Annotated in this window: 26 protein-coding genes; 15 read left to right on the top strand and 11 right to left on the bottom strand. The window is 66.3% G+C overall.

Annotated features, from left to right (window positions below; translation table 11 throughout):
• Positions 1 to 3: 3 nt before the first annotated feature.
• The 3 genes from P0M04_RS26775 to mltG are packed head-to-tail and all read right to left on the bottom strand — an operon-like array spanning position 4 to position 2,675.
• Positions 4 to 1,029 (bottom strand): DNA polymerase III subunit delta', encoded by a 1,026-nt coding sequence (locus P0M04_RS26775; RefSeq protein WP_259452739.1) that lies wholly within the window; start codon positions 1,027 to 1,029, stop codon positions 4 to 6.
• 2 nt (positions 1,030 to 1,031) lie between these two features.
• A complete protein-coding gene (gene tmk, locus P0M04_RS26780; protein WP_259452738.1) occupies positions 1,032 to 1,658 on the bottom strand; it encodes a dTMP kinase in 627 nt (208 codons plus the stop codon).
• A gap of 15 nt (positions 1,659 to 1,673) precedes the next feature.
• Positions 1,674 to 2,675: an endolytic transglycosylase MltG gene (gene mltG, locus P0M04_RS26785; RefSeq protein WP_259452737.1), complete on the bottom strand. Its 1,002-nt coding sequence runs from the start codon at positions 2,673 to 2,675 to the stop codon at positions 1,674 to 1,676.
• A 103-nt stretch (positions 2,676 to 2,778) separates the two neighbouring features.
• Between mltG and ygfZ the strand changes: the two genes are divergently transcribed.
• The 5 genes from ygfZ to P0M04_RS26810 all read left to right on the top strand — a co-directional run bounded on the left by ygfZ (position 2,779) and on the right by P0M04_RS26810 (position 7,785).
• Positions 2,779 to 3,837: a CAF17-like 4Fe-4S cluster assembly/insertion protein YgfZ gene (gene ygfZ / locus P0M04_RS26790; RefSeq protein WP_259452736.1), complete on the top strand. Its 1,059-nt coding sequence runs from the start codon at positions 2,779 to 2,781 to the stop codon at positions 3,835 to 3,837.
• A gap of 5 nt (positions 3,838 to 3,842) precedes the next feature.
• Positions 3,843 to 4,121, top strand: a complete 279-nt coding sequence (locus tag P0M04_RS26795; protein ID WP_259452735.1) for a DUF4936 family protein — start codon at positions 3,843 to 3,845, stop codon at positions 4,119 to 4,121.
• The gene (locus P0M04_RS26800; protein WP_259452734.1) at positions 4,112 to 4,870 is read left to right on the top strand and encodes an NRDE family protein; all 759 of its coding nucleotides are present in this window, start codon (positions 4,112 to 4,114) and stop codon (positions 4,868 to 4,870) included. Before P0M04_RS26795 ends, P0M04_RS26800 begins: the two co-directional genes overlap by 10 nt.
• Before the next feature lie 86 nt (positions 4,871 to 4,956).
• Complete coding sequence (locus P0M04_RS26805; protein WP_259452733.1) at positions 4,957 to 6,795, top strand: glycosyl hydrolase family 18 protein; 1,839 nt, start codon at positions 4,957 to 4,959, stop codon at positions 6,793 to 6,795.
• Positions 6,796 to 6,807: 12 nt separating this feature from the next.
• Positions 6,808 to 7,785 (top strand): amidohydrolase family protein, encoded by a 978-nt coding sequence (locus P0M04_RS26810; protein ID WP_259452732.1) that lies wholly within the window; start codon positions 6,808 to 6,810, stop codon positions 7,783 to 7,785.
• Here the strand turns inward: P0M04_RS26810 and P0M04_RS26815 are convergent.
• The 3 genes from P0M04_RS26815 to P0M04_RS26825 all read right to left on the bottom strand — a co-directional run bounded on the left by P0M04_RS26815 (position 7,767) and on the right by P0M04_RS26825 (position 9,423).
• Positions 7,767 to 8,678: an SDR family oxidoreductase gene (locus tag P0M04_RS26815; protein WP_259452731.1), complete on the bottom strand. Its 912-nt coding sequence runs from the start codon at positions 8,676 to 8,678 to the stop codon at positions 7,767 to 7,769. The two genes, P0M04_RS26810 and P0M04_RS26815, sit on opposite strands and share 19 nt — an antisense overlap.
• A gap of 30 nt (positions 8,679 to 8,708) precedes the next feature.
• Entirely contained in the window at positions 8,709 to 9,011 is a 303-nt protein-coding gene (locus tag P0M04_RS26820) for a Dabb family protein (protein WP_259452730.1), read from the bottom strand.
• Between the two features lie 211 nt (positions 9,012 to 9,222).
• Positions 9,223 to 9,423, bottom strand: a complete 201-nt coding sequence (locus tag P0M04_RS26825; protein ID WP_259452729.1) for a DUF1737 domain-containing protein — start codon at positions 9,421 to 9,423, stop codon at positions 9,223 to 9,225.
• Between the two features lie 125 nt (positions 9,424 to 9,548).
• On the opposite strand from P0M04_RS26825, the gene P0M04_RS26830 reads away from it, so the two are divergent.
• The 3 genes from P0M04_RS26830 (at position 9,549) to P0M04_RS26840 (ending at position 13,640) form a co-directional block, all read left to right on the top strand.
• Positions 9,549 to 10,574 carry a tyrosine-type recombinase/integrase gene (locus tag P0M04_RS26830; protein WP_259452728.1) on the top strand — a complete coding sequence of 342 codons (1,026 nt, stop codon included), beginning with the start codon at positions 9,549 to 9,551 and terminating at the stop codon, positions 10,572 to 10,574.
• 96 nt (positions 10,575 to 10,670) lie between these two features.
• A complete protein-coding gene (locus P0M04_RS26835; protein WP_259452727.1) occupies positions 10,671 to 12,371 on the top strand; it encodes an MFS transporter in 1,701 nt (566 codons plus the stop codon).
• A gap of 180 nt (positions 12,372 to 12,551) precedes the next feature.
• The gene (locus P0M04_RS26840) at positions 12,552 to 13,640 is read left to right on the top strand and encodes a glycoside hydrolase family 5 protein (RefSeq protein ID WP_259452726.1); all 1,089 of its coding nucleotides are present in this window, start codon (positions 12,552 to 12,554) and stop codon (positions 13,638 to 13,640) included.
• On the opposite strand, the gene P0M04_RS26845 is transcribed toward P0M04_RS26840, so the two are convergent.
• The 3 genes from P0M04_RS26845 to P0M04_RS26855 form a co-directional block, all read right to left on the bottom strand.
• The gene (locus P0M04_RS26845) at positions 13,627 to 15,525 is read right to left on the bottom strand and encodes a PQQ-binding-like beta-propeller repeat protein (protein WP_259452725.1); all 1,899 of its coding nucleotides are present in this window, start codon (positions 15,523 to 15,525) and stop codon (positions 13,627 to 13,629) included. The two genes, P0M04_RS26840 and P0M04_RS26845, sit on opposite strands and share 14 nt — an antisense overlap.
• A gap of 163 nt (positions 15,526 to 15,688) precedes the next feature.
• On the bottom strand, positions 15,689 to 16,906 hold the full coding sequence (locus tag P0M04_RS26850; protein WP_259452724.1) for an MFS transporter: 1,218 nt from the start codon (positions 16,904 to 16,906) through the stop codon (positions 15,689 to 15,691).
• A 50-nt stretch (positions 16,907 to 16,956) separates the two neighbouring features.
• Complete coding sequence (locus P0M04_RS26855; protein WP_259452723.1) at positions 16,957 to 17,475, bottom strand: TetR/AcrR family transcriptional regulator; 519 nt, start codon at positions 17,473 to 17,475, stop codon at positions 16,957 to 16,959.
• Positions 17,476 to 17,594: 119 nt separating this feature from the next.
• Here P0M04_RS26855 and P0M04_RS26860 point away from each other — a divergent pair, with 119 nt between their 5' ends.
• Positions 17,595 to 18,251 carry a hypothetical protein gene (locus tag P0M04_RS26860; RefSeq protein WP_259452722.1) on the top strand — a complete coding sequence of 219 codons (657 nt, stop codon included), beginning with the start codon at positions 17,595 to 17,597 and terminating at the stop codon, positions 18,249 to 18,251.
• On the opposite strand, the gene P0M04_RS26865 is transcribed toward P0M04_RS26860, so the two are convergent.
• Positions 18,241 to 20,328 carry a 3-hydroxyacyl-CoA dehydrogenase NAD-binding domain-containing protein gene (locus tag P0M04_RS26865; RefSeq protein WP_259452721.1) on the bottom strand — a complete coding sequence of 696 codons (2,088 nt, stop codon included), beginning with the start codon at positions 20,326 to 20,328 and terminating at the stop codon, positions 18,241 to 18,243. The two genes, P0M04_RS26860 and P0M04_RS26865, sit on opposite strands and share 11 nt — an antisense overlap.
• Positions 20,329 to 20,397: 69 nt before the next feature.
• Positions 20,398 to 22,059, bottom strand: coding sequence for a 3-(methylthio)propionyl-CoA ligase (locus tag P0M04_RS26870; RefSeq protein WP_281042112.1), 1,662 nt, complete (start codon positions 22,057 to 22,059; stop codon positions 20,398 to 20,400).
• A gap of 209 nt (positions 22,060 to 22,268) precedes the next feature.
• Here P0M04_RS26870 and P0M04_RS26875 point away from each other — a divergent pair, with 209 nt between their 5' ends.
• From P0M04_RS26875 to P0M04_RS26900, 6 genes are all read left to right on the top strand, one after another.
• Positions 22,269 to 23,756: a protein adenylyltransferase SelO gene (locus tag P0M04_RS26875; RefSeq protein WP_259452750.1), complete on the top strand. Its 1,488-nt coding sequence runs from the start codon at positions 22,269 to 22,271 to the stop codon at positions 23,754 to 23,756.
• 35 nt (positions 23,757 to 23,791) lie between these two features.
• Positions 23,792 to 24,187 carry a peptide-methionine (R)-S-oxide reductase MsrB gene (gene msrB, locus P0M04_RS26880; RefSeq protein WP_036229421.1) on the top strand — a complete coding sequence of 132 codons (396 nt, stop codon included), beginning with the start codon at positions 23,792 to 23,794 and terminating at the stop codon, positions 24,185 to 24,187.
• A gap of 18 nt (positions 24,188 to 24,205) precedes the next feature.
• Positions 24,206 to 24,859, top strand: coding sequence for a septation protein A (locus tag P0M04_RS26885; RefSeq protein WP_259452720.1), 654 nt, complete (start codon positions 24,206 to 24,208; stop codon positions 24,857 to 24,859).
• Complete coding sequence (locus tag P0M04_RS26890) at positions 24,856 to 25,131, top strand: BolA family protein (RefSeq protein ID WP_036229424.1); 276 nt, start codon at positions 24,856 to 24,858, stop codon at positions 25,129 to 25,131. Before P0M04_RS26885 ends, P0M04_RS26890 begins: the two co-directional genes overlap by 4 nt.
• Before the next feature lie 129 nt (positions 25,132 to 25,260).
• A complete protein-coding gene (locus P0M04_RS26895; RefSeq protein WP_259452719.1) occupies positions 25,261 to 26,052 on the top strand; it encodes a peptidylprolyl isomerase in 792 nt (263 codons plus the stop codon).
• A 102-nt stretch (positions 26,053 to 26,154) separates the two neighbouring features.
• A complete protein-coding gene (locus P0M04_RS26900; RefSeq protein ID WP_259452718.1) occupies positions 26,155 to 26,934 on the top strand; it encodes a peptidylprolyl isomerase in 780 nt (259 codons plus the stop codon).
• The last annotated feature ends 11 nt before the right edge of the window (positions 26,935 to 26,945 follow it).

The following is a 26,945-nucleotide window of genomic DNA, read 5'->3' on the forward strand; positions in this document are numbered from 1 at the left end:
AGGTCACTGAGGACCGCAGCGGGCAGTGTAATCAAGCAACATGTCTTCGACAAACAGTTTCGGAGACAGGGGGTGATCGGCCACGGCGCGGCGTTCGTTCGTGGACTTGATCGCCTGCAGCAGGTTAGCCACGTGCACGCGCCCAGCCAACGCCGCGAGTTCCCGCTGATATCTCGGATAATACCGGATCACTCCGGACAGCTTGTACGAAAACACGTCATACAGCCACCGCTGCTGCCACGCGACGAGCGACGCCAGCGGCGCCTTGCTCAATTTGTCAGCACTGCGCAACGCCGCATCCACGCTCGGTTGCGCGAGCACCTGCAGCAGGCTGTCGAGCTCATCGCGGCTGCCCGTCTCGGCCTGGGCCAGCGCCGCGAGCGGTGCACCGCCCTGTTCGCGCAGCCAGCCGTCCGCATCGGTGACGCCCTGCGCCCCCAGCCAGGCCAACGCCTGGGCGTGGTCCGGCATCGGCAAGGCGAACTTGCGGCAGCGCGACAGGATGGTCGGCAGCAGCCGGTCCAGCCCGTTCGATGCCAGCAGGAACACGGTCCCTGGCGGCGGTTCCTCGAGCGTCTTGAGCAGCGCGTTCGACGCCGGCATGTTCAGCGCCTCGGCCGGATACAGCACGACGACGCGCAGGCCCTGGCGGTGTGTCGAGATGTTCATGAAATCGGCCAGTGCGCGCACCTGCTCGATCTTGATCTCTTTCGACGCCGTCTTCGACTTCGTTTTTTTCTCTTCCGCCGGCGCCTCGTCGCCCTCGGCAGCGGGCGCTTCGTCCTCCATCGCTTCCGGCCGCACGCGGCGGTAGTCGGGGTGATTGCCCTGGACAAACCAGCCGCACGACGCGCATGCGCCGCACGCGTGGCCGTCGGGCCTCACGTTTTCGCACAGCAGCGCCTGCGCGAACGCTTCAATAAAATCGGCCTTGCCGATGCCGGACGGGCCGTAGAAGAGGATGGCGTGCGGCAGCCGCACGCGCATCGCCTGCAGCCGCGTCCACGCGTCTTCTTGCCACGGGTACATGCTCACAGCCAGGTCTCCAGCGCGGCCTGCAGCGCGGCGCGCACCTCGTCGATGGTCTTCGTCGAATCGATGACGACGATGCGGCCCTGCGATTCGGCCGCGCGGCGCAGGTATTCGCCCCGCACGCGCGCAAAGAAATCGGCCTGTTCCATCTCGAACTTGTCGAGCGTGCGCGAGGCGGACAGGCGGGCTTTCGCCACGTCCAGCGGGACGTCGAACAGCAGGGTCAGGTCCGGCTGCAGGTGCGGATGCACCCATTGTTCCAGCGCGTCCAGCTTGGCACGATCGAGACCGCGTCCGCCGCCCTGGTAGGCGAAGCTGGCATCCGTGAAGCGGTCGGACAAGACCCAGTCGCCGCGCGCGATGGCCGGTTCGACGACTTGCGCCACGTGTTCGCGCCGGCTGGCGAACATGATGAGGGCTTCCGTCTCGAGGTGCATCTTTTCGTGCAGCACGAGGTCGCGCAGCTTTTCGCCGAGCGGCGTGCCGCCCGGCTCGCGCGTCGACACGACCCGCTTGCCCGCGCCCTTCAGCAGCGAGGTGACGTAGCCGATGTGCGTCGACTTGCCGGCGCCGTCGATGCCTTCGAAGGTGATGAAGCGCCCGCGGGTGGCATCGTTCTGGTTCATTGGATTCATTCGTAATTACTGCGACTGGTTGCGCTGGTACTGGTTCACGGCCTTGTTGTGCTCATTCAGGTTGACCGAGAAGTGGCTGGTGCCATCGCCGCGCGACACGAAGTACAGGGCTTCCGTCTTCGCGGGCGCCGTCGCGGCGGCGAGCGATTGCACGCCCGGCAGCGCGATCGGCGTCGGCGGCAAACCGGCGCGCGTATAGGTATTGTACGGGGTGTCCGTCTCGAGATCCTTTTTGCGGATCTTGCCGTCATATTTATCGCCCATGCCGTAGATGACGGTGGGGTCGGTCTGCAGCAGCATGCCGGCCTTCAGGCGGTTCACGAAGACGCCCGCGATCATCCCGCGTTCGCTCTTCTGGCCCGTTTCCTTTTCCACCAGCGAGGCCATGATCAAGGCCTGGTAGGGCTCCGTGTACGGCAGGCCCGGATCGCGTTTTTCCCACGCGGCCTTCAGGCGCTTCATCATCATCTCGTGTGCCTGCCGGTAGATCGACAGGTCGCTCGCGTTCTTCGCGAACAGATACGTATCGGGGAAGAACAGGCCTTCCGGTGCCTTGTAGTCCGGCGCGATCTTCGCCAGCAACTCCTGGTCGGACAGTTTCGCGGTCTCGTGTTTCAGGTTCGGCGCCGCATCGATGGCCTGCCGCATCTGGCGGAACGTCCAGCCCTCGATGATCGTCAGCGATTCCTGCGCGAACTCGCCGCGCACGAGCTGCGTGAGGAGGCGGCGCGGGGACGTATCCGGCTTCAGCTCGTAGCTGCCGGCCTTGATCTGGCCGGCCTTGCCGGTGACGCGCGCCAGCACCCCGAACAGGAACGGGTTGACGGGCACGCCGGCCGTCGCCATCTGCTGCGCGGCGCCCGCGACACCGCTGCCCTGCGCGATGGCGAACGGGATGACGGCCGCGTTGCCCGGCGTGATCGGCTGCTTGCTCCACCACTGGAAGCCGGCGCCGGCACCGACGGCCACGATGACGCCTGTGACGATGAGTTTTTTTATGAATGCCATGCTGGACCTGGTTTTTTGCCGTCGTCGGCGCATTTTCGAAGGCGAACTTATAATGAGGCCGTAATCATAAAGCCGATACAGCCAAACCGGAAATAATTCGTGTATGAACCATTGGATCGAACACCTCGCCACCCTGGGCGCCCGCTTTCATCCCGATAGCCCGACGCAAGTCGAGGACTTCGGCCGCGTGCTCACTACCGCCGACCTCGAACGCGGTATCGTCGCCTCCGTCACCGACCTGGGCCTGATTGGCATCGCCGGCGACGACGCCGCCAGTTTCCTCCACAACCAGCTCACCAACGACGTGGAGCACCTCGGCACCTCCGAAGCGCGTCTCGCCGGCTATTGCACGCCGAAGGGCCGCCTGCAGGCCACGTTCCTGATGTGGCGCGATGCGGAGAGTATTTACCTGCAACTGCCGCGCGCCATCCAGGCGCCGCTGCAGAAGCGCCTGACGATGTTCGTGCTGCGCGCGAAAGCGAAGCTGCGCGACGCCACCGACGAACCGGCCCGCGCGGCCGTCCTCGGCCTGGGCGGCGCGGCGGCGGCCGATGCGCTGCGCGAGCGCGTCGGCACCCTGCCCGACGCTCCCTACGCGAAGATCGACGGCGACGCCGGCACCGTGATCCGTCTCGCCGACGCGTTCAACCAGCCGCGCTACCTGTGGCTGACCACGGCCGATAATGCCATCGCCGCGCTGTCCGCGTGGAAGGACGCGCTCGCGCTGGGCGGCAACGCAGCCTGGCAACTGGCGGCCATCCACGCCGGCGTCCCGCAGATCGGCCCCGGCACGCAGGAACAGTTCGTGCCGCAGATGGTCAACTACGAGCTGCTCGGCGGCGTCAATTTCAAAAAGGGCTGCTACCCGGGCCAGGAAATCGTCGCCCGCAGCCAGTACCTCGGCAAGCTGAAACGGCGCACGGCGCTCGCCACACTGCCTGACGCGGCCGCGCGTCCCGGCGACGAAGTCTATTCCGTCACCGACCCGGACCAGCCGTCGGGCATGATCGTCAACGCGGCGCCGAACGGCGCGGGCGGGGCCGATGCCCTCGTCGAGATCAAGCTCGCGGCACTGGACGGCGACGTGCGCCACGGCTCGGCCGGGGGCACGAAGCTGGATTTCCTGCCGCTGCCGTACGCGCTCGACGCGCTTGACGTTTGACGCTCATGATCGACCTGTACGTCTATTACAAGGTGCGCGAGCTTGACGCCGCCGCGCTGGCGCCGCGCGTGCGCGCGCTGCAGGACAGCGTCGGCGTGCCGGCGCAGTTGAAGCGTCGGCCCGAAGCCAGCGCCGGCCTGCAGACCTGGATGGAAGTGTATCCGGGCGTGGACGATGCCTTTCCCGCGCGGCTCGAAGACGCGGCCCGCAGTGCCGGCCTGGCATCCCTCATCGAGGGTCCCCGCCGCGCCGAAATCTTCATGGATCTCCCAACATGTGCCTGATCGTTTTTGCCTGGCGCGTGATCCCGGGCCTGCCGCTGGTCGCCTGCGCCAACCGCGACGAATACTATGATCGTCCCGCCACCCCGGCCGGCCCTTGGCCGGACGCACCCAACATCATCGCGGGCCGCGACCTGCGCGGCGGCGGCAGCTGGATGGGTGTGACGAAGGATGGTCCGAACGGTCCGAAATTCGCCGCCCTCACCAACATCCGCGCCCCCAGCGACTGGCGCACGGACGCGCCCACGCGCGGCGCCCTCGTCGCCGATTTCCTCAAGGGCGACGAGGAGGCGGAGGCGTACCTCGCCCGCATCGCGCCCGGTGCGGATGCCTTCAACGGCTTCAACCTGATCCTCGGCGATGCCGCCGGCATGTACTGGTTCTCGAACCATGCCGGGGACGACCCGCGCAACGGCAAGGCGCTGGAGCCGGGCATCTACGGCGTCTCGAACGGCCTGCTGGATGCGCCCTGGCCCAAGGTCGTGCGCACCAAGGCGACGTTCGCCAGCCTGCTGCTGCAGGGCGCGCCGGAAGAAGCGTATTTCGAAATGCTGGCCGATACGACCCGCGCCCCGGACATGCGCCTGCCCGACACGGGCGTCCCGCTCGACCTGGAACGCCAGCTGTCCGCCGTCTGCATCGAGATCCCGGGCTACGGCACCCGCACGTCGACCGTCGTCAAGCTGTATGGCGACGACGAGCCGGAGCTGCACGAACGCATCCTGAAACCTTGCGACCAGGCCGCAGCCTGATTTGATGGCCCCTCCCGTGGGGGCAGGAATTTCCGCAGCGCACTGCTAACCTTGTTGCCTTACAGTAACAACAAAAGGAGCAGAGAATGCGCAAGGCAATCAAGGTATTGGCCGGACTGACGCTGATGGCAGCGCTGCCGGCGATGGCAACCACCCCGGGCACGCAGCCGAAGTGGGTCACGGGCTATTACGGCGGCTATTTCTGGGACAACGCCGACTACCAGAAACCCGAGCACGTCGACATGACGGCGCTGACGCACTTCGTGTTCGCCCGCATCGGCCCGGGCGGCGGCAAGTCGGGCCAGCCGGGCGAGATCGTCCTGGGCGGGGGCAACGCCCACGACAACCGCGACGTCGGCCCCGGCGCCGCCTACGACTGGACCGTCGAGGAATTCCTGGTCAGGCGCGCGCACCAGGCAAACATCAAGGCCCTGATCATGCTGGGCGGCGAAGGCGACAATGCGGGCTTCCTCGCGTCGGCCGCGCCGGCCGTGCGGCCGACGTTCGTGAAGAACCTGGTCGACTACATGGTCGCGAAGGACTACGACGGCATCGACGTCGACTGGGAAGGCCTCGACAGCAAGAACCCGGACGAGGCGGCGCTGCTGGAAGCCCTCGTGATCGACCTGCGCAAGGAAGCGAACGCGCGGCCGCGCTACCAGAACAGCCCGGTGATCATCACGTACCCGGCCGGGAACATCAACACGAACATCGACAAGGTGACGCCGCACGACGTGCGCATGACGACCCTCGTCGACCAGTACAACTTCATGAGCTATGGCGTGGGCTGGTTCGGCCAGGGCTGGTACAGCAATACGTTCTCGCCGTTGACGGGACACACGGAACACCGGCCCGTCTCGATCGCCGGCACGATCCAGGCCTATGTCGACGCCGGGGTACCCCGCTCGAAGCTGGCCATGGGCATCGGCTTCTACGGCGCGAACTACGCGCCGCCGTTCACGGGCCCGAACCAGGAGACGGACGGTGACCTCGGCAAATGGTCGGTCCTCGACTACCGCTGGAGCTACACGATGCTCCATAAATACGGCTACCTGGACAAGGGCATCTACGCGTGGGACGCGCCCACGCAGACGAGCTACCGCGTCTACCCGGGCGGCTACACGCCGGCCGACCGTCCGGACTGGGCCAGCGGCTACATCAGCTACGAGGAACCGGCGACCATCGCCGCCAAGGGCGCGTGGGCGCAATCGACGAAGGACGGCGAAGGCGCCGCCGGCACCGCCATCTGGCTGATCAACTACGGCACGACGGACGGCGTCAACAACCCGCTGCTCACCGCCGTGAAGCAGGCGTTCCTGGACCCGACGGCGACGGAACCCGGCCCGTATCCGAATCCGCTGCCGCCCCCGCCGCCGCTTGAGCTCAAGACGCAGCTGGACGCATCGAACGACTGGGGCACCGGGTATTGCGGCACGCTGACCGTGACGAACGTGGGCACGACGGCCGGGTACTGGAGCACGACACTCCCGTTCAAGGACTCGATCACGTCGCTGTGGAACGCGCAGTACACGCTGGAGAATGGCGTCCTCAGCCTGCAGGGCCCGGCCTACGACCGCAAGCTGCGTCCCGGCCAGTCCACGCAGGTGGGCCTGTGCGCGACGCGTCCGACTAAGCCCACCGAGCCGCCTCCGCCGCCGCCCGCCGGTGCCGTCACCGCGAAACTCGTGATCACGGCCGACTGGACCAGCGGCTACTGCGCCAAGGTCGCCGTCACCAACAACAGCGCCGTCAAGGTCGTCGGCTGGACCGTCGACGTGCCGAACGTCCAGGGCACGCTCTCCGGGCTGTGGAACGGCAAATACACGATGGACGGCACGACGATGCACCTGTCCGGCCCCGACTGGAACCGCGACCTGGCTGCCGGCGGGACCAATGACGATGCGGGGTTCTGCGCCAGTCGCTGATACACTGGCCGGATGAATGCCATCCGCGCCCTCATTGCTGCTCCCCTTGCCGCCCTGCTCTTCGCGGGCGCGGCACACGCCCAGACCGTTCCCGCCGGGGATTATCACCAGCACGTGTTCAGCGCGGCCGACATCGCCATGCTCGGCCCGTCGACCGGGCTCGTGCCGCTGGATGCGGACCAGCTGGTTCCGCTGCTGGACGCGGCCGGCATCAAGCGGGCCGTGCTGCTGTCCATCGCCTATATGTACGGGAGTCCTTCGCGCAAGGTCGATGACGAGGTTGCGAAGGTGCGGGCCGAAAACGACTGGACAGCCGCGCAGGCGGCCCGCCACCCCGGCCGGCTGATCGCATTCTGCAGTTTCAACCCGTTGAAGGACTACGCGCTGGCGGAACTCGAACGGTGCGCGCAGGCGCCGGGCCTGAACCACGGCATCAAGCTGCACGTCGGGAATTCGGACGTGCAGCTGGACGATCCGGCCCACGTCGCCCGCCTGCGCCAGGTGTTCGCGGCCGCGAACGTGCACGGGATGGCCATCGTCATCCACCTGCGCGCGAACATCGGCAAGAAGCGGCCGTACGGCGCGACGCAAGCGCGCATCTTCCTCGACCAGGTGCTGCCCGCGGCGCCGGACGTGGTCGTGCAGGTCGCCCACTTCGCCGGTTCCGGTCCCGGCTACGACGACCCGCCCGCGCAGGCTGCGATGGCCGTGCTGGCGGACGCGGTCGAGAACCATGACCCGCATGCGAACAACCTCTGGTTCGACGTCGCCTCGATCGTCGACCGCGACATCAAACCGGAAACGGCGGCACTGGTGGTGAAACGCATCCGCCAGGTCGGCGTCGGGCGCGTGCTGTACGGGACGGACTCGGCGCAGGGCGCCAACCTCCGGCCGCGCGAATCGTGGGCCGCGTTCCGCAAGCTGCCGCTGTCGCCGGCGGAGTTCGCGCACATCGCGGCGAACGTGCCGCCTTATTTTCCGGAACCCTGAACTGCCGCCCTCAGCTGGTCCGTGAATTGCGGTGTCGCCGCGTACGCATCGGCCGGCGGATTGCCGTGCACGATGGCGTCCATCCGCTGGGCCACGGCCTGCAGCGCCTGCGGATGCGTATGAATGTAGAAGTCGCCGCGGCGGATGCCGTCGAACGTGATGCGGGCCACCTCCGCGGCTGACATCGTGCCGGAGGCGACCGCCTGTTCGAGCAGCGCCTGGCCCGCCTGCTGGCTGGGCGTCGGCGGCGCGTCGTGACGCAGTTCGCCGGCGCGGTGCCGTTCCGAGTGCGCGATCTCCGTCGGCACGAAATACGGACACAGGACCGATGCCTTCACGGACGCATCGACAAGGCGCAGGTCGTGGTATAGCGTCTCCGACAGCGCAACGACGGCGTGTTTCGACACGTTGTACGGCCCCATCACGGGCGGCACCAGCAGGCCCGCCATCGACGCCGTGTTCACGATATGGCCTTCGTAATCCGGATCGCGGCGCGCCGCCTCGAGCATCAGCGGCGTGAACACGCGCACGCCATGGATCACGCCCCACAGGTTCACGCCCAGCACCCAGTCCCAGTCGGCTTCGGTGTATTCCCAGATGAGGCCCGCGGTGCCGACACCGGCATTGTTGAACAGGAGGTGCACGCCGTGGTAGCGGATCATCGCCGCATCCGCCAGTTCTTCCACGTGCGCGGCCTTGCGCACGTCGCACACCATCGCGAGCACGTCGGCGCCGCCGGCCTGCAGCGCGCTCGCCGCCTGTTCCAGGGCATGCGCATCGATGTCGGCCAGGACCAGTTTCATGCCCAGCCGGGCCGCCTCGTTGGCGAACTCGCGTCCGAGTCCGCTGCCGGCGCCCGTGATGACGGCCACCCGTCCCGCAAAATTCTCCATCGCGACCTCCCGTCGCTTCTGCTTGTTACGTCAGACTTCGTAGTCCATGCACTGGCGCCCTTCGCGGATCGCGCCGATGAACGGCACCACGGCCTGGTGCACCGGATGCTTGATGTAGGCGTCCAGCGCGGTCTTGTCCTCGAACTCGGAATACAGCACGACGTCGTACGTGGCTTCCAGGCCGGGCTGGGCGATGACAACCTCGAACTTGATCTGGCCGGGGACGATGTTGGCGCATTCGTCCAGGCGGCGCTTCATTTCGATGGCGTTGGCGGCGCGGTCGGCGCCTTCGGCGTGGTCTTTCAGTTTCCACATGACGATGTGCTTGAGCATGGATTTCCTTTGTAGCGTTCGGTATTGGACTGTCGCGACATCCCGTGTCGAGGGATACCGCGTTCCCATTATAAGAGCGATAAGGCGCGCCTGCCCTGGCGCGTTGGTGGCGGGGTTGAGCTCTGTGGGCGCCATCTGTCGGTTAGTTGCATAATCAGGGTACACACCCGGCCGATCGTTGGGTGGCCGGGTGGCCGGGTGGCCGCTGCGCTTATGCGATCGAGGACCGCTTGCTCGGCCAGATGATGGCCTGTGCGACGATGACGGATTCGCCGTTGAAGGTCGCGGTGGGCGACCCGTAGAGCAGATAACCCTGCTCGAGCGCGGCGCTGACGCGGCGGCAGAACGAGGCGTCGTCGGGGCCGGTCAGGATACGGTAGGCTGGAAGACCTTCGGGTGGATGGTCGGACATGATGCTCTCCAGGTGTGTGTGCGTCGTTGTAAAGACCATCGAGTATATTGTCGAAACTTCTGGCCTGCTGGCCACCTCTGCTTTTGCTCGCGCCCCAAGTCGGTTAGTTGCAGTATGATGGCAACATGAGCCAGCCACCTTCCCTTGCCGACTGGGACAAACGCCCCGTCGAGGCCTTCGCCGCGTTCGTCGTCACGCCGGAATTCGTCCTTACGTCCAGCCGCCAGCGCGACGTCCCGCTGCCGGTGTCGAGCGAATCCGCGGCGATCTACAAATTCATGTTCGGGAAGTTCGCCACGTGGATGCTCGAACGCGGTCTCAGGATGTCGACCGTGAACGCAGCCGACCTGCGCCGTTTCATCGAGCTGTCGAAGAACGGCCAGCGCGACCTGAACAGCAAGATCGCCTACCGCTACCTGCGCCTGCTGGAGCGCTGCTTCGAGTACCTGGGCCGTGCGCCGAATCCCGCGCGCCAGGCCATCATCGCGACGGACCGCGCCCACCTGGCCGAAGACGCGCCCATGACGGCGCTGAGTCCGGACGACCTGCAACGGTTCCTGGCCGCCCTCCCCGCCGGGCGCACGGAAGACATGGAGGGCCACGCCGGCTGGAAGCGCCGACGCGACCGCGCGATGCAGATCGTGATGGCGCTCGCCGGCCTGCGCGTGGCGGAAGCCATCGGCCTGCTGCTGGACGAAGTGGGCCGCCAGCCGGACATCGACGGCGCCCTCGCGTTGAACATCACGCCGGAAGCGAAGCATCGCACGAGCTACGAACACACGACGACCCTGCCGAAGGCCGGCGTGGCCGAACTGACCGCATGGCTGAAGGAACGGGAGGAGCTCGAGATTGCAGGTAGCCTCGTCTTCCCCGCGAACCTGGAAGGCGAGCCGCTGCACAAGGCGACCGTGTACCGGCAGACGCGCGCGACGTTCGAGCGGGCCGGCATCGCCGTCTCGCGTGCCGGCGGGCGCACCCTGCGCAACAGCTTCGCCGTCCAGCAGCTCGAACAGGGCATGTCGCGCAGCGAGCTGACGACGACGCTCGGTCTCGCGCTGGAGCGGTCGACGGAGGCGTACAAGTATGCGCGGCTGCATGAGACATCGGACGACGATCCCGAAGATCCGGGCCCACCTGTAAGCCCTGCGTAAGTTTCCAGCAAGCGTGCCGTAAGCTTCCCGGCGCACAGTCAGCGGATCGCCCGCGCCATCGGGCGGCGCACAAAATAATCAAGACAGGAGACCACCATGGCAATCAACCCCGGCATGGCCGCGGGCGGCAAATCCACGCCGTCCGGCGTTGGGCTCACGAAGGAAGAGCGCAAGGTCATCTTCGCCTCCTCGCTCGGTACCGTCTTCGAATGGTACGATTTTTACCTATATGGTTCGCTGGCGACCGTGATCGCCAAGCAGTTCTTCATCGGCGACCCGACCACCTCGTTCATCTTCGCGCTGCTCGCCTTCGCGGCCGGCTTCATCGTGCGGCCGTTCGGTGCGCTCGTGTTCGGCCGCCTCGGCGACATGATCGGCCGGAAGTACACGTTCCTCGTCACGATCATGATCATGGGCGGCTCCACGTTCATCGTCGGCCTCCTGCCCGGCTACGCGTCGATCGGCATCGTCGCGCCCATCGTCCTCGTCACCTTGCGCATCCTGCAGGGCCTCGCGCTGGGTGGCGAATACGGCGGCGCCGCGACGTACGTGGCCGAACACGCGCCCGACGGGCGGCGCGGGTTCTTCACGTCGTGGATCCAGACGACGGCCACGCTCGGCCTGTTCCTGTCGCTGCTCGTGATCACGGGCGTGCGCGCGGGCATGGACACCGCCGCGTTCGATGCGTGGGGCTGGCGCATCCCGTTCCTCGTTTCCGTGCTGCTGCTCGCGGTTTCGGTGTGGATCCGCATGTCGATGAACGAATCCCCCGCATTCGCGCGCATGAAGGCCGAGGGCCGGACGTCGAAGGCGCCGCTGAGCGAAGCGTTCCTGACCTGGAAGAACGGGAAGATCGCGCTGCTCGCGCTGCTGGGCATCGTGATGGGCCAGGCCGTCGTGTGGTACACGGGCCAGTTCTATGCGCTGTTCTTCCTCACCAAGACGCTCAAGATCGACGACGCGACGGCCAACATCCTGATCGCCATCGCGCTCGCGCTGGCGACGCCGTTCTTCATCTTTTTCGGCTCGTTGTCCGACCGCATCGGCCGCAAGACCATCATCATGGCCGGCTGCCTGATCGCCGCGCTGACGTACTTCCCGATCTTCAAGGGTCTCACGCACTACGGCAATCCGACGCTGGAGACGGCGCTGAACAACTCGCCCGTCGTCGTCGTGGCCGATCCGGCGTCCTGCCACTTCCAGTTCAACGCCACGGGCCAGAAGAGATTCCCGTCGTCGTGTGACATCGCCACCGCGCAGCTGACGGCGGCGTCGGTCAGCTACACGCGCCAGGACGCACCGGCCGGCACCATCGCCAGCGTCAAGGTCGGCGACAAGGTCTACCCGTCGTTCAACGCGACATTGACCGCGGATGGCCTGAACTTCGACCAGGCCAGTAAGGACCGCGAAGCGGCGCTGAAGAAGGACCTGGGCGCCGCCATCAAGGCCGCCGGCTATCCGGCCAAGGCCGACCCGACGCAGATCAACAAGCCGATGCTCGTGCTGCTGCTGTTCGTACTGGTCCTGTACGTGACGATGGTGTACGGGCCGGTGGCCGCGATGCTCGTCGAGATGTTCCCGACCCGCATCCGCTACACGTCGATGTCGCTGCCCTACCATATCGGCAACGGCTGGTTCGGCGGCCTGCTGCCAACGACCGCCTTCGCCCTCGTCGCGGCCAACGGCAACATCTATTACGGCCTGTGGTACCCGATCGTGATCGCCGTCGCGACCGTCATCATCGGCACCTTGTTCGTGCGCGAGACGAAGGACAACGACATCTACGCGGCCGACTGAACGTCGCGCCTGCGCACCTCGAACAGCCGCCAGCAATGGCGGCTTTTTTCGTTGCGCGTCACGACAACCAGAGCCGGGGTCAGAGCCCGGTTTTTGGAAATGTCCCGTTGTCACATACTTGGCAGGCGTCCGAGATAGCGCTACCATCGATGCACACAACGATAACGATGGAGACTCTTCATGCCCAAGCTGCCGCGCCTTGCCGCCGCCGTCACGCTCGCCCTCGTCGCGCACGCCGCGTTCGCTGACGATCCCGCCCCCAACCCGCCGCCGGCCACGTCGCAGTTCAAGGACATTTCCGCGCACGACCAGGTCAGGCAGCTGGGCCGCGGCGTCAACGTCATCGGCTACGACCCGTTCTGGCGCGACGGCGCCCAGGGCAATTACAAGGAGGAGCACTTCGCGAAGATCAAGGAGGCCGGCTTCTCGACCGTGCGCGTCGTACTGTTCGCCTTCCGTGCCCTCGACGCGCAGAACCGCCTCGATCCGAAATGGCTCAACCGCCTCGACTGGGTCGTGGCGACGGCGACGAAGCACGGGCTGAACGTGATCGTCGACGAACACGATTTCGACGACTGCTCGAAGGACGTCGCCGCCTGCATGCCGAAGCTGAAGGCCGTCTGGAGCCAGCTGGCGGAACGCTACCGCAACGAGCCGAACACGGTCGTCTTCGAACTGCTCAACGAGCCGCACGGCCAGTTCGACGCGGCCACGTGGAACGTCAGCTTCCCGCAGGTGCTGGCCATCATGCGCAAGACGAACCCCACGCGCAACGTCATCATCGGCGGCGTGCGCTGGAACAGCCGCGACACGCTGAAGGATCTCGCGCTCCCGGCCGCCGACAAACACCTCATCGCGACGTTCCACTATTACGATCCGTTCCCGTTCACGCACCAGGGCGCGTCGTGGGCGGACGAGCCGATCCGCTCGACGACGGGCATCCGCTTCGGCAAGCCGGCGGAGATCGCGCGCATCGACCAGGACTTCGCCGCCGTGAAAGCATGGAGCGACGCGAGTGGCCGCCCCGTCTTCCTCGGCGAATTCGGCGCCTACGACAAGGCGGCGATGGAGGATCGCGTGCTGTGGACGTCGACCGTCGCGCGCACCGCCGAGAAATATGGCTTCGCGTGGGGCTACTGGCAGTTCTCCAGCGACTTCGTGCTGTACGACTTCAAGAAGAACGACTTCATCCAGCCGATCCTGAAGGCGCTGGTGCCGGCAACCCGCCAGGCCGGCGGCGTCGCCGGCCGCTGCATCACTGGAGGTTGACCGCCGCCAGTGCGCCGCCGGTCGTACCGAGGATGTACAGGATGCCGTTCGCCGAGATCGACAGGTCACCGCCCAGCGGGTAAGACCACACCGCCTTGTGGGTCACGAGGTCGATCGCGACGGTGCGCATCGCGCTGCTGACGAACGCCAGGTTGCGCGTCACGATCACCCGGGTAAAGAAGTCGCTGCCCAAGGATTCGGACGTCCATTGCAGCCGGCCGTCGGCCGGCGCGCGTGCTTCCAGCACGGTGCCATTCGCATTCAGGACGTACAGCGTACCGTTGCCGAATGCCGGCTGGCCGGTCACGGTGCCGGTGACAGACCAGGCCCGCGTGTGCTTCGCGATGTCGAACGCCATCACGCGTCCGCCGTTCGCGACGAACGCCAGATCGTTGGTCAGTACGACGGGCGCGCCGCCGTAGCCGGCCCACGAATTTTCCGGATCGGTCACGGTCCAGCGATCGTTGCCCGTCGCGACGTCGACGGCGATGAGCTGCCCCGACATGTAGCCATACGCGTAGCGGGCATCGACGGCCGGCGTCCACGAATCGTATTGCGGCATGTTCGCCCACCAGGTCTGGCTGCCGGTCACGCTCGAGAACTTGCTCATGCCTCCGTAGTAGCCCGACTCGGTGTACACGTCGGTGCCGACCACCGTCGGCGCCAGGTAGTTTTCCCATTGCGACGACATGCTCGTCTTGCTCAGCAACGTACCGCTGCGCTGGTCGAACATCCACATGAACGTGTCCTCGTGGCCGGTCGTCGTGACGTACACCTGGCCGTTGCCCGCGGCCGGCGCGTTCACGTGATGGATCTTGCCGAGCGCCGTGTGCCACACTTCCTTGCCGGTCGCCTCACTGAGCGCCACCACGTCGGCCGCGCCCGTGGGATCGGTGCGGGTCACGAAGACCATGCCGTTGTCGCTGGCGGCGCCGTCGAGCGGCTGCGAGTAATTCGACCCGGCGGGAATGTTCCAGCGCCGGCTGAATTTCGTGAAGTCGAAACTGGCGGGGACAAACCCCGTGTGCGCCGCATTGCCCTGGTATGTCGACCACGCGCCGACGCCCGCTATCGGCACGAGCGCGGTCAGGTTCGTCGGCGACTTCACGCTGATCTTCAGCGGCACCAGCCACGGCGAACCGGCCACCGGCTGGCGGCACGTGCGCGGATCGTCGAAGCACAACCGCACCTCCACGTTGCCGTTGTAATCGCCCTGCACGAGGCTCGCGGACGTCGTCAGCGTCGCGCTGAATCCGTGCGCGTCGGCGAAGTTGAGCACACTCGTGGTGGCGGCGGACGGATCGATGACGCCGACCTGGAAGCTCTTCGTGAGCGCATCGCCGCCGATGGTGCCCTTCAGGTCGATGGTGGCAACCTCGCCCGGATAGGTGGTGAGCGCCAGCGCGGCCGGTGTCGTTGTTACCGTCACGTGCTTCGTGGCGTCGGGCGACGGCTTCACGGTCACGTTCAGCGGCACGCGCCACGGCGATCCGGGGAGCGGCGAGCGGCAGACGAGCGGATCGTCCTCGCACAACCGGACCTCGAGGGTCGTCGGATGCTCGCCCACGCGCAGGTCCGGTGACGTCTGCAGCGTCGCACGGTATTGCAGCTCGCTCAGCGCGCTCAGGTTGACGTTGGTCGTGATGACGCCTGTCGAATCGACGATCGCGATATTGAACGGCTTGGCGAACGTACGGCTCGACGTCGCGGTGACCTGGAACGACGTGCTGTCGCCCTCGACACTACTGACGGCGACGGGATTCGGCGTGAACGTGAGCCAGGCGCCTTCCGGATTGGCCGCGACGCCGCCCGCGCCACCGCTTCCACCGCCGCCGCAGCCCACCAGCGCGAGCCCCAGCAGCAGGGGAGTGATATGTCGAGACATGAAATGCATGAGAGAGTCACCTTTGCAATGTTTAATGCAATTTTGTCAAAGGCGCCCATTCTAATGCAGTAAGTACGGGCAGAATCTCACGAAATGTCGCCGCCCGGCTGCCATACGGCAAAGACATCCGGATCGTCGTGGACCTTCTGCCGTCCGTCCGCCATCATTTGGTCCCGCTCGCCGCCGACCCGGCCACCGCCCCGCTCCCCCACGTTCGCATCCGGTTCGCCGCCCACGCCGTCAGGATCGCGCCCGCCAACAGCACCAGCCGCGTGTCGACGAGCGTCAGCACGGCGCCCGCCGCCGCCATCAGGATGTTCGCGAGGCAGAACGTCGTCGACAGCAGGCCCATGACGGCGCCCTGTCCGTGCCCGCCGCCGAAGCGGTCCGCCGCCCAGGCCTGCACCACGGCATTGTAGAACGCGTGCGGCAGGCCGAACGCCATGATGCCCACGAGGCCCACCCACAAATGGCCGACGCCGAGCGACCCGATGGCCAGTGCCACGCAGGCGGCCAGCCACGCGGCGCGGCGCATCGGCTCCGTGCGGCTGGCGCGGCCGGCGAACAGCGCGGAACACGTCATCAGGCCGCACATGCCGACGTTGACGAGGGCGATCGCGCGCGTATCGTAATGGCCCACTTCGACGAGCCACAACGGATAGAACTCGTAGAACGCCGTGACGCCGCACGTGTACGCGAGCTGCACGCCGAACAGTGCGCGCAGGCCGTCGTGGCGCAGCAGGTTGAACGCGTGGCGTTCGCGCGCGACGCTCCACCACGACGGCCCGGCCGCGCGCGGCTTGCGTTCCAGCGCGACGCCGACGAGAACGGCGCCCAGCAGCAGCGCGCCCGCGGCGATGTAGAACGGGACCGTGATGCCCCACGCGATCGTGAACCCGGCCAGCAGCGGCCCCACCAGCCAGCCCATGTGCAGCGCGCCGTTCAGCCACGACATCGCATGGTTGCGCAGCGGGCCTTGCAGCCGGTCCGCGAGCATCGCGCGCACGATCGCACTGTGGCCCTCCAGCAGGCCGGTGCCGAAGCGGGCGACGAGGAACAGCGGGTACGAACGGCTCGCCAGCGCCCACGCCGTCAGCACGTGGCCGATGGCGGCGCCCACGGCCGTCACGAGCAGCAGCGGCCGGCGGCCGTAGCGGTCCGACAGCGACCCGAGCACGGCGGTGCCCAGCAGCAGGCCGACCGGGTTGACCATCAGCGCCAGCGCGAACAGGAGCTTGGGCGGCAGGCCGAGGAAGTGCGTCAGGCTGTCCGGCGCGCCGTTCACGAACAGCGGCGGCAGGATGGGATACGGCAGCGACGCGCCCGTCGTGGACAACAGTCCGAGCAGGCAGGCGGTCGCGATCAGGAGGGCGTTCTTCATGGTGGACACAGCCTAGCACGGCGCGCACCCTGACCGCATCAGGGGCATTATCAGTGCGCGGCAGCCCCCGCGGACAACCGCGCCAGTTCCTCGGCCAGCACGGCGGCCGGGACGCCGGCACCGTGCATCCACAGCCCGAGCGCCGCCAGCTGGCCTTCCGCGCATGCGAGCGCGCGCACGTCCGCGCGCGGCCCCACCACGCCGCGGGCGTGCAACCCGGGCACGATGCGCGCCGCCAGCATGCGCGCGATGCGCGAGCGCAGCGGCTGTTCGAGCAGGAGGCGCACGGCGCCGGACCGTTCGCGCACGTGTTCGATGAGCATCAGCAGCGCCGCCGGCTCGGGCGGATCGGCCGCCAGCACGCGCAGCGGCCAGTCCATCGACGCGGCCAGCAGGTCATCCTTCGTGCGGAAGTGTTCGTACAAGGTGGAGCGGCCGAGGTCTGCGCGCTCGGCCACCGCCGTCATTGCGACGGCATCGTAGCCCTCGGCCATCAGCAGTTCGATGAATGCGCCGACGGCCGCCTTGCGCGTGCGCTGTATGCGCCGGTCCAGCACGATTTCTTCCATCGCATCTCCATGAGCGGACATCGAACCGGTTTTGTCCGCTAACGGACGGCGCGGCGGCACCATCCGCCAACGGGACATCCGTCGCTGGTCCAATGTGGTTTTCCATCGAAAGGACCGCCATGATAGCAGCCGACCGCACGCCCCGTTCCATTCCGCCCGCCGCCTGGGCCCTCGTCGTCGCGGGCGCCGCGATGGTCGCCCTCCTCTTCCATCATCCCGTGGTCCCGCACGGCACGGGCTTCGCCGACACGCTGGCCGCGCTCGTGCGCCTGGGCGACGGTTCGGCGCGCGTGCATGGCGCGCTGTTCGTCGTCTGCGGTTTTCTCCTCTACGGCGTCACCGCGCTGGCGCTGGCGCTCGGCACGCACCGTCCTGTGGTCGTCTTCGGCGTCATCTGCCATGCGCTGGGCTGCGCGGCGGTCGGCGGCGCGATGCTGGGCGACGGTTTCATCACGCCACGCCTGGCGCGGGCCGCCCTCGACGGCGGCTGGCCGCACGATGCCACGGCCGCACTGCTCACGCTGATCGCCATCGCGATCCAGGTGCTCACGAAGGCGGGCCTGATCGGCATGGGCGCGGGCATGTGCTGCCTGTCCTGGGCCAGTCCACGCGCGACGCGGCTGCTGGCCGCGCTCGCGCTGCCGGCGGGCGCCGGCACCGCACTCGCGGCCGCGAGCGGCCTGCACATGCACCCGCATTCGCTGATGCTCCTCACGGGCGTGCAGGCGCTGTGGTACGCGGGCGCCGCGCTGACGCTGTGGCGCCTTAGCCGTTGAAGGTCTTGCCCGCGCCCGCGAGGCGCACGAGCAGCGGCGCCGGCGCCCACGCTTCGCCGTGGTAGCCGCGCGCATACTTCTCGACAGCGGCCAGCACGGCGGGCAGGCCGACGGTGTCCGCATAGAACATCGGACCGCCGCGGAACAGCGGGAAACCGTAGCCGGACAGATAGACCATGTCGATGTCCGACGCGCGCAGCGCGATGCCCTCTTCCAGGATCCGCGCGCCCTCGTTGACGAGCGCGTAGACGAGGCGCTCGACGATCTCCTCGTCGGAGATGGCGCGGCGGTTGATGCCCAGATCGTGCGAGTGCTTCACGATCATCTCGTCGACCCACGGCGACGGCCGCGGCGTGCGGTCGCCCGCCTGGTAGTCGTACCAGCCGGCACCCGTCTTCTGGCCGAAGCGGCCCTGTTCGCACAGCAGGTCGGCCGTCTTCGAATACTTCACATCGGGCGATTCGACGGCGCGGCGCTTGCGGATATACCAGCCCACGTCGTTGCCGGCCAGGTCGCCCATGCGGAACGGGCCCATGGCGAAGCCGAATTTTTCGATAGCCGCATCGACCTGCTGCGGCAGCGCGCCTTCATCCAGCAGGAAGCCGGCCTGGCGGATGTACTGCTCGACCATGCGGTTGCCGATGAAACCGTCGCACACGCCGGCGACGACGCCCGTCTTCTTGATCTTCTTCGCCAGCGCCAGCGCCGTCGCGAGGACGTCCTTGCCCGTCTCCGCGCCGCGCACGATTTCCAGCAGCTTCATCACGTTGGCGGGGCTGAAGAAATGCAGGCCGATGACGTCCTGCGGGCGCGACGTGAGCGCCGCGATGCGGTTCAGGTCCAGGGTCGACGTGTTCGACGCGAGGATGGCGCCCGGCTTCATCGTCGCATCCAGCTGGCGAAACACGGTTTCCTTGACGCCCATGTCCTCGAACACGGCTTCGATGACGATGTCGGCCTGGGCGATGTCGGCGTAGTCCAGCGTGCCGCGGATGAGACCGACACGCTGCTCGGCCTTGTCCGCCGCCAGCTTGCCCTTCCTGACCGTGTTCTCGTAATTCTTGCGGATGGTGGCCAGGCCCTTGTCCAGCGCGTCCTGCTTCGTCTCGAGGATCGTCACGGGGATGCCGGCGTTCGCGAAGTTCATCGCGATGCCGCCGCCCATCGTGCCGGCGCCGACGACGGCCGCGCTGCGGATCTCGCGGACGGGCGTGTCGCTCGGGACGTCGGGCACCTTGCTCGCGGCGCGCTCCGCGAAGAACGCGTGGCGCAGCGCCTTCGATTCCGTCGTCTGCGTGAGGTGGATGAAGCGCTCGCGCTCGAATGTCAGGCCATCTTCGAACGGCTTTTCGACGGACGCGGCGACCGTCTCCACGCATTCGACGGGCGCCGGGAACGGCCCCGCCTCGGCTTTGACGCGCGCCCGGGCAGCGGCCAGGAAGCCCGCCGCATCGGGGTGGTCGACCTGGCGCTCGCGCACCTTCGGCAACGGACGCACGTCGGCCACGCGGCGCGCGAATGCGATCGCGCCCGCGACGAGGTCGGACCCGGCCGGCAGCAATTCGTCGAACAGCAAGGTGCCGGCCAGCTTTTCGGACAGCACCGGGGTACCGGTGACGATCATGTTCAGCGCGGTCTCCAGGCCCAGCACGCGCGGCAGGCGCTGCGTGCCGCCGGCGCCCGGCAACAGGCCCAGTTTCACTTCCGGCAGCGCGATCTGCGCGCCCGGCAGCGCCACGCGGTAGTTGGCGCCCAGCGCCAGTTCCAGGCCGCCGCCCATGCACACGGTGTGGATCGCGGCGACGACGGGTTTCTCCGAATTCTCGACCGTGCGGATCAACGTGTGCAGGGTCGGTTCCGTGAGCGCCTTGGGCGAGTTGAATTCGCGGATGTCGGCACCGCCCGAGAACGCCTTGCCGGCGCCCGTGATGACGATGGCCTTGACGGCCGGATCCGCGGCCGCGCGATTCAAACCTTCGACGGCGGCGGTGCGCGTCGCCAGGCCGAGGCCATTGACGGGCGGGTTGTTCAGCGTGATGACGGCGACGTCGTCGATAACCTGGTAATCGGCGCTCATGGGTCTCCTTGCGTTGGTGTGATTGTAGGTGGCGACAATATAACCGTTAAAAGAACGGTCGTGTTATTTTTAGCACGCACCGTCGGTGCCAGGCAGCCGATACTCCCGGAACTGCTCGCGCAACCGGTTCTTCTGGATCTTGCCGGTCGCGCCGGTCGGCAACGCATCCACGAACAGCACGTCGTCCGGCATCCAGAATTTCGCGACCTTCCCGTCGAAGAACTTCAGCAGCTCGGCGCGCGTCACCTCGGCCTCGGGCCGCCGCACGACGACGAGCACGGGCCGCTCGTCCCACTTCGGATGGCGCACGCCGATGCACGCGGCCTGCAGCACGGCCGGATGCGCCATCGCGATGTTTTCGAGGTCGATCGACCCGATCCACTCGCCGCCGGACTTGATCACGTCCTTGCTGCGGTCCGTGATCTGCATGTAGCCGTCCGCGTCGATCGTCGCCACGTCGCCGGTCGGGAACCAGCCGTCCTGCAGCGCGTCGCCGCCCTCGTCGCGGAAGTACCTGGAGATGATCCAGGGGCCCTTGACGAGCAGGTGGCCGAAGGTATGGCCGTCCCACGGCAGCTCGTTGCCGTCGTCGTCGACGATCTTCATGTCCACGCCGAAGATCGCGTGGCCCTGCTTGCGCAGCACGGCGCGCTGCGCCGCGACGGGCAGGTCGCGGTGCCGCGCCAGCAGCCCGCACGTGGTGCCGAGGGGCGACATCTCCGTCATGCCCCACGCGTGGATGACCTCGATGCCGAAGTGGTCGATCAGCGTATCCATCATCGCAGGCGGGCACGCGGCGCCGCCGATCACCGTGCGCTTGAACGTGGAGAACGCCAGCCTGTTCTGCAGCGCGTAATTGATCAGACCGAGCCAGACGGTCGGCACGCCCGCCGAGAACGTGACGCCCTCGGCCTCGAACAGGTCGTACAGCGACTTGCCGTCCAGCGCCGCGCCCGGCAGCACGAGCTTGGCGCCGGACAGCAGTACGGAATACGGCAAACCCCACGCGTTCACGTGGAACATCGGCACGACGGGCAGCACGACGTCGCGCCCGGCCACGTTCAGGGCGTTGGGCATCGCGGACGCGTAGGCGTGCAGCACGGTCGACCGGTGCGAGTACAGCGCCCCCTTCGGATTGCCCGTCGTGCCGGACGTGTAGCACAGCGAGGCGGCCGCGCGCTCGTCGAAATCCGGCCAGTCGTACTCCTCGGAGGCCGCGGCGAGCAGGTCTTCGTAACACAAAAGGTTCGGAATGCTGCCCTCGGCAGGCATGTGCGCCCGGTCGCTCATCAGCACGAACGCCTTCACGGTCGGGCACAGCGGCGCGATCGCCGCCACGAGCGGCAGGAACGTCAGGTCGAAGAACAGCAGCTGGTCTTCCGCGTGGTTGACGATGTACGCGATCTGCTCGGGATGCAGGCGCGGATTGATCGTGTGCAGCACGGCGCCCGAGCCGGACACCCCGTAATACAGTTCGAGGTGGCGGTAGCCGTTCCACGCCAGCGTGCCGACGCGCTGGCCCGCCGCGATGCCCTGCGCCTGCAGCACGTTGGCCACGCGCCGCGCCCGTGCCTCGCATTCGCGCACGGTGTAGCGGTGGACGTCGCCCTCGACGCGGCGCGAGACGATCTTGCTGTCGCCGTAATGCCGCGCGGCGAAACGGATGATGCTGGAAATGAGCAGGGGCTGATCCATCATCTGGCCCATCAACGGCGGGGGAACGTAGGTCATCGGTCTCTCGAGGTTGCTTGTGGGAAGACCGAGTTTCGAACGATCGTGCTTATATCGTCAACGGAAATCGATGCTGCAGCGCAGCAGCTCAACATTACGAAACAGTTACCGAATGTAACCCGGATAGGTCGCGCACGCCCTGCGCCCATAGAATCCGCGCGTGTGGGGTAAAATCCGCGCACGAAGAACAATCAACCCGAGGAAGCGTTATCAGCACCCGCACCGCCGACGATCTGCCATTCGACAATTCCTTTGCCGAACTGCCGCCCGCGTTTTATACGCGCCTGATGCCGACGCCCCTGCCCGCGCCATACTTTGTCGCAGCCAGCGCGCCGGCTGCCCGGCTTGTGGGCCTCGATCCGGCCGCCCTCGCGCACGAGGATTTCGTCGCCGTCTTCACGGGCAACCAGGTCCCGCCCCGCTCGCAGCCGCTGGCCGCCGTGTATTCCGGCCACCAGTTCGGCCACTGGGCAGGCCAGCTGGGCGATGGCCGCGCGATCCTGCTGGGCGACATCGACGGTCCGGAGGGCCGGATGGAGCTCCAGCTGAAGGGTGCCGGCATGACGCCCTATTCGCGCATGGGCGACGGCCGCGCCGTGCTGCGCTCGTCGATCCGCGAATTCCTGTGCTCGGAGGCGATGGCCGCCCTCGGCATCCCGACGACCCGCGCGCTGATGGTGACGGGCTCGAACAAGGGCGTGATCCGCGAAACGATGGAGACGGCCGCCGTCGTCACCCGCATGGCGCCGTCCTTCGTGCGCTTCGGCTCTTTCGAGCACTGGCGCTACCGCGACAAGCCGGAAGAATTGCGCACGCTGGCCGATTACGTCATCAAGACCTTTTATCCCGAACTGACGGGCGCGCCGAATCCCTACCTCGCTCTGCTCGAGGAAGTCACGCGCCGTACGGCACGGATGATCGCGCACTGGCAATCCGTCGGCTTCATGCATGGCGTGATGAACACGGACAATATGTCGATCCTGGGCATCACGCTGGACTATGGCCCGTTCGGCTTCATGGAAGCGTTCGACGTCGACCACATCTGCAACCACACGGACCAGGGCGGCCGCTATTCGTACGCGAACCAGGTGCCCGTCGGCCACTGGAACTGCTATGCGCTGGCGAACGCGCTGCTGCCGCTGATCGAGGACCAGGAAGCGGCGCAGGCCGCGCTGGAAGTGTATGTCGACGCGTACGGCGAAAAGTTCGATGAACTTTTACATGCCAAGCTCGGGCTCAAATCGACGCAAGAGAACGACCGCGCGCTGGCCGACGACATGTTCAAGCTCATGCAGGCCAACCACGTCGACTTCACACTGTTCTTCCGCCGCCTGGGCGACCTGAAGGTGGACGTGCTCGACGCGGATCGTGAGGCAGCAGACGCGCCGCTGCGCGACCTGTTCCTCGACCGCCCGGCCTTCGACGCCTGGGCGGTCGATTACCGGGCCCGGCTGCGCGTGGAGAACAGCGTCGATGCGGAGCGCCGGCTTGCGATGCACGCCGTCAACCCCAAATATGTACTGCGCAACTACCTGGCCCAGGTGGCCATCGAAAAAGCGCAGAATGGCGACTTTGAAGAAGTGCACAGGCTGCTCGGTGTGCTCGAGCGTCCGTTCGACGAACAGCCCGGGAACGACGCCTATGCGGCACTGCCGCCGGACTGGGCATCTCACCTTGAAGTTAGCTGCTCCTCGTGAGCTGCTCTTCCTGAAACGATGAAAAACGAGGGATCATGACCGACAAAGTGACGAAAACCGACGCCGAATGGCGCGCCCAGCTGGACCCGATGGAATACCAGGTCACCCGCCACGCGGCGACCGAGCGCGCGTTCACGGGCAAGTACTGGGACCACCATGAGCACGGCATCTATCACTGCGTGTGCTGCGACACGCCGCTGTTCGAATCGGACGCCAAGTTCGATTCCGGCTGCGGCTGGCCCAGCTATTTCAAGGCCCTCGATCCGGACAACGTGATCGAAAAGGTCGACAGGAGCCATGGCATGGTGCGCACGGAAATCATCTGTGCCGTCTGCGATGCCCACCTGGGCCACGTGTTCCCGGACGGCCCGCCGCCGACCGGCCTGCGCTATTGCATCAACTCGGCCGCGCTCCGCTTCGAGCCGATCTGAACCAGGGGCAACGTACCGATGAAATTCCTGTTCGACCTGTTCCCGGTCATCCTCTTCTTCCTCGTCTACAAATTCGCGGATGGCCACCAGGACGCGGCGCACGCGCTCGTCCAGCAATACATGGGCGGCCTGATCTCGGGCGGCAGCGTCACGCCCGACCAGTCGCCGATCATCCTTGCCTCCGCGGTCGGCATCATCGCGACCGTCCTGCAGATCCTGTACCTGCTGGCGCGCGGGCGCAAGGTGGACGGCATGCTGTGGCTGTCCCTCGGCGTCATCGTCGTGACGGGCGGCGCGACCATTTATTTCCACGATCCCGACTTCATCAAGTGGAAGCCGACGATCCTGTACTGGGCCTTCGCGCTGGCGCTGTTCGTCGCGCAGGTCGGCTTCCGCAACAACCTGATGCGCAAGGTGATGGAAGCGCAGATCCGGCTGCCCGACGCCGTCTGGGCCAGGGTCGGCTACGCATGGATGGCCTTCTTCGCCGTCATCGGCGTGCTGAACCTCGTCATGGCCTTCATCGTCTTCAAGGGCAACACGGGCGCGTGGGTGAACTTCAAGCTGTTCGGCATCACCGGCATCTTCTTCGCATTCATCGTCATCCAGACCTTGATGCTGTCGAAGTACATCGAAGAACACGAGCAGCCGCAGGGCAAGGGAGACGCATGATGGACGACCGCGTGGAACGCATCCGCCAGTCGCTCGATGCGGCTCTGAGCCCGTCCGTGCTGGAAGTCGGCGACGATTCGCACCTGCACGCAGGACACCCCGGCGCGGCCTCCGGCGGGGGGCATTACCGAGTGAAAATCGTTTCGGAACGCTTCGAGGGACTGAGGCTGGTCATGCGTCATCGACTGGTATATGATGCCGTGCAAGGTATGATGCACACTGACATTCATGCCCTGGCGATTACCGCCGTCGCGCCTTCCGAGCAGTCGTGACGGCTTGTTTATCCGAAGTCTTAAGTGAGTCGTAATTAAGCGAATCGTAAGTGAGCTGTCCGAGAATCCGCTACGCACTAAAAAAACCAATCAAATCTTCGTCCAAGCAACCCCCTCACAGGAAACAAAATGACTTTTAAGCCAGCACGGCTGCTGTTAGCCCTGATCGCTATCGCCGCATCGTTTGCCTACTCGCCTTCCTTCGCACAGAATCTCGCCGTGGTGAACGGCAAAGCCATCCCGTCGTCGCGCGCCGACGCGATCGTCAAGCAGGTAGTGGCACAAGGCCAGGGTACCGACAGCCCGCAACTGCGTGAGGCGATCAAGAAAGACCTGATTTCACGCGAAGTGATGATGCAGGAAGCGATCAAGCAGGGCTACGACAAGAATCCGGAAGTGAAGGCGGCATTGGAGAACGCCCGCCAGACCATCGTGATCAACGCCCTCGCCCGCGACTACATCACGAAGCACCCGGTTTCCGACGCCGAAGTGAAGGCCGAGTACGACCGCTTCGCCAAGCAGACCGGCGACAAGGAATACCACGTGCGCCACATCCTGTTCGCGACCGAAGATGAAGCGAAGGCAGCCATCGCCAAGCTGAAAGGCGGCGCCAAGTTCGAAGACCTGGCCAAGCAGTCGAAAGACACCGGCACCGCCAACAACGGCGGCGACCTGGATTGGGCCAGCCCTTCGTCGTTCCCGCCGGAATTCGCAGCGGGCTTCAGCAACCTGCAGAAAGGCGCGATCACCGACGCCCCGGTCAAGACGCAAGTGGGCTACCACGTGATCAAGCTGGACGACGTCCGTCCGGCCAAGCTGCCGACGCTGGACGAAGTCAAGCCGCAGATCTCCGAAGCGCTGACCCAGCAGAAGCTGGCCGCGTACCAGGAAGAAATGGTCAAGAAGGCAAAGGTGCAGTAACATTGCAGCGCCGGCGGCTTCGGCCGCCGGTTTTCGTCGCCACGGCGACATTTCGTGTTGACCACCGGACCACCACCACCGGTTTTAGATAGGATCGAATAAATGATTGTGAAGCCAGCCCGCCTGTTGTTAGCCATGACCGCGATGGTAGCCCTGCCGTCGTTCGCGCAGAACGTTGCGACCGTCAATGGCAAGCCCATCCCCGCGGCCAAGGTTGACCAGGTGGTCAAGCAGGTCGTCGCCCAGGGCAAGGCAACCGATTCCCCGCAACTGCGCGAGGCAATCAAGAAGGACCTGATCGGCCGCGAAGTCCTGATCCAGGAAGCCGACAAGCAAGGCGTCGGCACCCGTCCGGACGTCAAGAACGCAATCGACAACGCCCGCCAGAGCATCATCATCAATGCGATGCTGGCCGATTACATCAAGAAGAACCCGGTCAAGGATGCCGAGATCAAGGCCGAGTACGACAAGTACAAGTCCCAGCAGGGCGACAAGGAATACCACGCCCGCCACATCCTGGTCGCCACGGAAGACGAAGCCAAGCAGATCATCGCCAAGCTGAAGGGCGGCGCCAAGTTCGAAGAACTGGCCAAGCAGTCGAAAGACCCGGGCTCGGCAGCGAACGGCGGCGACCTGGATTGGGCGAGCCCGGGCTCGTTCGTGCCTGAGTTCTCGAAGGCCATGACCTCGCTGCAAAAAGGTCAGATCACCGAGACCCCGGTCAAGACGCAGTACGGCTTCCACGTGATCAAGCTGGAAGACGTCCGCGCCAGCAAGTTCCCGCCGCTGGAAGAAGTCAAGCAGCAGGTCGCGGAATCGCTGCAGCAGCGCAAGCTGGCCGCGTTCCGTGAAGAGCTGTTGAAAAAGGCCAAGATCCAGTAAGACGGTTACAC

Source organism: Telluria mixta (assembly GCF_029223865.1).
Taxonomy (GTDB): domain Bacteria; phylum Pseudomonadota; class Gammaproteobacteria; order Burkholderiales; family Burkholderiaceae_D; genus Telluria; species Telluria mixta.